The organism is Bdellovibrionota bacterium (assembly GCA_035292885.1).
Lineage (GTDB): Bacteria > Bdellovibrionota_G > JALEGL01 > JALEGL01 > DATDPG01 > DATDPG01.
Map to the genome: position 1 here is coordinate 1 of DATDPG010000111.1, position 6,023 is coordinate 6,023.

Sequence of the window (6,023 nt, forward strand, 5' to 3'; positions counted from 1 at the left end):
GTATCCGTTTCCCTACCGCCTCCGCTCCCGGGTCGTGACGGGATTCTCCGCCAGTTGCTCGTCGACCGATGTCTTCTCCGGCGCACAATCGATATTTGAAACCTTATTGATGAAGGGAGAAGTGCTGCGATTGGGGAGTTCGGGGAACGACCGCGGAGACGAAGCCTTGGAGTGACCCGAACTCCACGATCGTAGTACCTTTCTTTTTCTTAATTTATTTCAGCGACAGGACACCGGAAAATAAAAAGCGCCGCACCGAGGTGCGACGCTTTTTACGAAATTTGCTACGAAGCGAGTAAGGAAGCTTACTTTCTCTTCTTCCTTCTGCGAGTCGCCTTCTTTTTGGCAACTTTTTTCTTCTTAGCCTTCTTTCGCTTCGCCATGTTTTTTTCTCCCTTACTGTGTTGAGGCATTGAATTCAGAACATTGGGATGAAGTATAGGAAAAAGTGAGGTGCAACTCAACAAATATTCCGCGAAGTTTTGTTCCTTGATGAGATTTCTCCAACCGGACTATAATTGATTTCAAACGTCATAATTCCGTCGCTCACAAGAGGAGCCCAATGGCGACCGTGGGAGAAAGTCTTTACTCGTTTCATCTCAATCACTTTACGGGACAGGTGACCCTGCAAAAAGACCAGGTCATAAAAACGATCTATTTCAAGAAAGGCACGCCGATCTACGTCGAATCGACGATCCGGAGCGAGACCCTGGGTCAAATGCTCATGGAGCACGGGAAACTTACAGAGGACCAATACCGTGTCGTCATCGACCGCATGCAAGAAACCGGCAAACGCCAGGGAGAAATCATCGTCGAACTCGGTTATTTGTCAGGATACGAGGTTTTTCAGGCCCTTACGACACAGGCGATGCGGAAATTGGAGAACTGTTTTCTCCTCGAAGGCGCGAATATCCGTTCGGAAGAGGGCGAGAATCAACTGGATGGAATTCCCGAACTGTCGATCGATTTTTTCCGCACGGTCCTGGACATGATTTACTCCTCTTCGATTCCGGAAGTGGAGGAACTTTTTCCGAAGGAGCGGGCGGTGCGAGTGACGGTTCCGGCGAAGGAATATCTTGCGCAAAGGTCGCTTAAGCCGGGTGAGGCGAAGGTTGTTCGACTGTTGGATGGGAAGCGAAACGTTCAAGGAATATTGGGAAATTGCGGCGGGGACCCCGACGAAGCGGCTCTGTTCATCAAAACGTTGAAAGCATTCGGATTCTTGGAGAGTGTCGACCTTCCGCCCCAGCGATTCACGATGCCCGCCTCCGCCGTAAAGAAGGAGGAGGAAGCTCCGCCGCCGGCCAATGAAGAAACGGCGAGACGGGTCATTTCCATTCAGGAAGAAACGACCAAGCCGAGTCAATCCGCTTCTCCTGTTTATGCCTGGGCGCTTCGGATGGACCGTCCATACCATGAACTTCTGAATCTGCCGGTCGACAGCAACAAATTTCAGGCGAAACGAAATTACGACGCGATCGTCCGGGAACTTCATCTGGACGCCGCGGTTCAAAAGTACAAGGAAAAAGAGCTTGAGATCGCCGAAAAACTATTCGATCGACTAACGCTTGCGCTGACCATCTGGTCGGACGACAAGCGGCGTCAGGATTATCTGAAAAACCTGAATGCGCGAAAGCCCTCGGACGTCCCTTCGGTGGAAATTCAGGCGGAGGTCTGCGTTCAAAAGGCGCGTTTGCTGATTCTTCGAAAGCATTTTGACATGGCGGAGGCCGAACTGCGTAAGGCCATGGAGTTGGCGCCGAAAGAGTCGGCTTATCATGTCGAACTGGCTGAATGTCTGATACACCGGGCCACATCGGAGAAAAAACCGATGTCCGATAACATCGAACAGGAACTTCGTGCGGCTCTTAAGTTGAATTCCTCGGACGAGCGCGCTTTTTTCCAGCTTGGAGTTCTTGCCAAAGTGAGCGGAGACGTCGAGAAAGCCAAGGGGTACTTCAATAAAGTCATTTCGCTCAAGCCCAATCACGCACAGGCCCTCGCCGAAATCCGCTTGATTCAGAGACGGGAAGGGGGCAAGAAATCGGACAGCACGATCCTCAGTTTCTTTAAGAAAAAATGATATTCTGACCCGCGATGCCGGAGATTCAGGTGTCTCAGACGTCCCGCGAGAACCCTCAACAGGCTTTTGAGCGATTACGCGAGTATTGCGACACGCGATTAATTCTCACCGAAATCGGAGGGCTAAAGCCAACAATCCATTGGACTCCAAAGGAGAGGTTCGGCCGGTTTGAGGAGAAGGGGGTGGAGGGGACCATTTCCGTGAGTTCCCATTCTCCATGCTCGATCACGGTGACCCTGGACATCCCTTTCTTTTTGGTCCCTTTTAAAGGAATCCTGGCCGAGTCCATTCGGAATCACCTTGCCCGCTTCGCCTGAGCCGACAGCCCGTCAGCAACTGCTTCGCCTCCAAAAGGCGACGTTCGCCCGCCTGGAGGAGGACTTTCAAGCCGGGTTCCGTCGGGAATCGAGGCATCTCCGATCATATCGCAGGCAGTACGAGAAAGAGGTGCGGAACTTCCGCCGCGTTTCCACCAAAGCCGAATTAATCGACGACGTTGCCCGCGCCGACATCGTCTATTGCGGCGATTACCACACGCTTCGCCAGGCCCAGCGGACGGCCATCAAGATTCTCCGTGCCGTCGGGGACCGTAGAAAACCGACGTTCTTGGGCCTGGAAGTGGTGCCTCAGAACGGTGAAAAATCGGCGAACGACTTCGTTCGGGGCCGAATCGACGAAGAAACCTTTCTTGAAGCGATTGCTTACGAAAAGAAGTGGGGGTTTCCATGGAGTCATTACCGGCAACTTTTCGATTTTGCCCGGGAACGTAAACTTCGGATCCTCGGGCTGAACTCTCCGGAAGGAGACTCCATTCCGTTGAACGCTCGGGATGACCTGGCCGCGGATTTGATCGTCGGGGTGACGCTTTGCGTGCCGGAGGCTCTGATTTTCTGTCTATACGGAGACCTGCATCTGGCGGATGCGCACATTCCGGAGCGGGTGAGGATTCGCTTGAAAAGCCAGAACGCTTCCCGCAACATGCTCACGATCTTTCAGAACAGCGAGCCGATCTACTGGGAACTGGCTGAACGAGGACTGAGCGATACCGTGGACGTCGTGGAAGTCGCTGCCGACAAGTACTGTGTTTTATCGGCGGCCCCGTGGGTCAAATGGCAAAGCTATCAATCGTGGCTGGAAGATCAGTCGGAACTTCTGAGCGAAGGCGGGGAGGAGGCGGTCCCCGACTATTACCATCAGGTCCTGGAACGGGCGGAAAAAATCGCCCGGTTCTTGGGGGTTCGGCCGAGCGAATTGGAACATTTCAGCGTGTACACTGCGACGGACGCGGACGTGGCGAGCGAGCTGGAAAAGTATTGCATCGAATGCGGCCGGAAGGATTTTCCCGTGGAGGACCTGGTGCGGGCCGAAATTCTGGAGAATCGAAGCATTTATTTGCCTGAGCGTTCCATATTGTACCTGAACGATTTGTCGGAAAATCGCGCGGCCGAGAAAGCCGCGCAATTGGTGGCCTCCAAGCTGCAAAGCACACCGGCCGTCTTCGGGCCGGCTTCTTCGCCGTCGGAAATTTTCTATCGTGCGATTATTTGGGAGGCGATCGGCTTTTTCGGATCCAAGATTCTCAATCCCAAACGAAAATGCGACCAGTACAGGGATTTCGAGCGTTTCTTGATTCGAACCCGAAAACGAAAGCTGCGCGGGCGATTACGGGACCAACGGGAAGCCGCGATCGCCGTGCTGGCGCACCGGGCGTTTGAACTCAAACGCGTTCGGACCGGCCGAACGAGCGGCATTCCCCGGAAAATCTTCCGACTTTCGCCTGCCCAGCTCTTCTTGGCCGCGAGCGCGATCGGACAGATCTTTGCCGACCGGCTCTATTATGGAATGGTGACCGATCTTGTTTCGATGAACGACGTTCGCGAACTCTTTTCTCCGCTTCCGAACGGCGCGGGCGCGGCGTCCGAACGCTATTGGGCGCTGGTCAAGCGGCTCCCGAGCCGAAGAATGAGTGCACAGAGCAAGGAAGATCGGTTTTGAGAATCACATGGCAAAGAGTGCCGACGTCGGTTGTTTCGATTGTGCGACGTTTGCATCGGAGGGGATATGAGGCTTATGTCGTGGGAGGCGCGGTTCGCGATCTGGTTCTCGGCAGGACTCCGAAAGACTGGGACGTCGCCACCAATGCGCGTCCGGAACGAATTGAAACACTTTTTCCGCGGACGATTCCGACGGGGAAAGTCTTTGGGACCATTACGGTTTTCTCGCGAGGGGACCAGGTGCAGGTGACGACGTTTCGAAGTGAAGGGAATTATCACGATCGCCGCCGCCCGTCGGCCGTAGAGTTCGTCGGTAATTTGGAGGGGGATCTCTCCCGGCGGGACTTTACGATGAATGCCATGGCGCTGGACCTGTCTCGAAAGAGAGTCATCGATCCTTACGGCGGTCTCCAAGATCTTCGAAACAAAAAGCTGAAGGCGGTGGGGAAGGCCGTCGAGCGTTTTCAAGAGGATACGCTCCGAGCGGTTCGCGCCGGTCGGTTTTTAGCGGAACTTCGATTACGGCCGTCCCCCTCGATATCGAGTGCGGCCCGGGCCGTTTCACCACACGTTCGCGAGCTGTCCGGCGAACGTATTCGAGATGAGTTGGTCAAACTTCTTCACTCTCCGAGGCCGAGTCTCGGATTCTTATGGCTCGATCGGGTCAAGATTCTTGAAATCGTTTTGCCGGAAGTGACGCGCGGAAAGCGGGTCTACCAGGGAGGTTGGCATGCCTATGATGTCTTCCGCCATACGCTTGAAGCCGTGGACGCAGGGCCGGCCGATTTGGTCATGCGACTGGCGCTGCTTTTTCACGATATCGCGAAGCCGATCACGCGAACCCGTGACAAAAAGGGATTTCATTTCTATCAGCACGATCGGCTCGGAGCGGAAATGGCGGGGGAAATCCTTCGAAGACTCCGATTCTCCAACGCCGTGATTGAAGACGTGACGATGCTCGTTCGGCATCATCTATTTGAGGCTGAGACCATTTCCAAGACGGACGCCGCGGTTCGGCGCTTTATGCGCAGAGTAGGAGAAGACCAAGTTCCGCGGTTGTTGGATTTCCGAAGCTTCGATGTGAAAGGGTGCGGTCCGGGGCGAAAAGTGTCGCCTGCGCTTCGAAAAATTGAACTTCGCGCGAGGAAGATTCAAAAAGCGCGCGAGGCGCTTTCGTTGAAAGACCTGAAAATCGACGGCGACGATGTCATGAAGTGGCTCAAAATCGCTCCGGGACCGAGGGTGGGTGAGATTCTCAAAGATGCTTTGGAGTATGTTCTATCCAAACCTTCCCGGAATCGAAGATCGGATCTCAGGGCCCACGTTTTGAGTCGAGAAAAAAGCCCCACCTACTCGTAGCCGTTGAAGGAGGGGAAAGACAACTACGGTAAGTGAGGCTGAACTACGATCGCACGCTAACACGAGGCGTCAGATCAAGTCAACCACTTGAAGAGCGCGCTGGAAGCGTGTTAGATCAAGTATTTGCGGGCCTGTGGTATGAGTTGTGCGCGCATATGGCTATTCGGTGGACTCTTCCTGGTGGTTGCGGCTTGTGACGGGGGAAAGGGAAGGGAATCGGTATTTCTCGACCGCGCTTATGGCTCCCGCTGTGAAGCGATGGAAGCCATCGCTAAATTCGCGCTCGAGAATCACCTCGTGCGCAGCACCGCCGACTTCTCATCTTTACGACAGAAATTGCCTCTAAAACTAGCGCAGACATTGAAAGTAGAGTCCGCCGGCGCCGAACTCGGAGATTGCGCGGATGTAGAATCCATTGGAGCGACCTTCCGGGCGGGCGGTAAGGAATTGTCTGATAAAGACCTTTATGAAATAGCTCTTAAGACATTAATATCATTGTTAGATCCACATTCATCTTGGTTGCCTCCGGCGGAGGGGGAAGCCTACATGTTGGGTCGGGAGAATATTCAATTTGGAATCGGGGCTGA

The 6,023-nt window shown here is 54.0% G+C and carries 5 protein-coding genes; all 5 read left to right on the forward strand.

The window, feature by feature from the left end:
• The first annotated feature begins 562 nt into the window (after positions 1-562).
• Positions 563-2,083 (forward strand): DUF4388 domain-containing protein, encoded by a 1,521-nt coding sequence (locus VI895_08910; protein HLG19917.1) that lies wholly within the window; start codon positions 563-565, stop codon positions 2,081-2,083.
• A gap of 14 nt (positions 2,084-2,097) precedes the next feature.
• Entirely contained in the window at positions 2,098-2,400 is a 303-nt protein-coding gene (locus VI895_08915; protein HLG19918.1) for a polyhydroxyalkanoic acid system family protein, read from the forward strand.
• Positions 2,384-4,078 (forward strand): ChaN family lipoprotein, encoded by a 1,695-nt coding sequence (locus tag VI895_08920; protein HLG19919.1) that lies wholly within the window; start codon positions 2,384-2,386, stop codon positions 4,076-4,078. The genes VI895_08915 and VI895_08920 overlap by 17 nt, the downstream gene beginning before the upstream one ends.
• Entirely contained in the window at positions 4,075-5,436 is a 1,362-nt protein-coding gene (locus VI895_08925) for a CCA tRNA nucleotidyltransferase (protein HLG19920.1), read from the forward strand. Before VI895_08920 ends, VI895_08925 begins: the two co-directional genes overlap by 4 nt.
• Before the next feature lie 258 nt (positions 5,437-5,694).
• Positions 5,695-6,023, forward strand: a 329-nt coding sequence (locus VI895_08930) for a hypothetical protein (protein ID HLG19921.1), incomplete at its 3' end; no start/stop codon positions are given.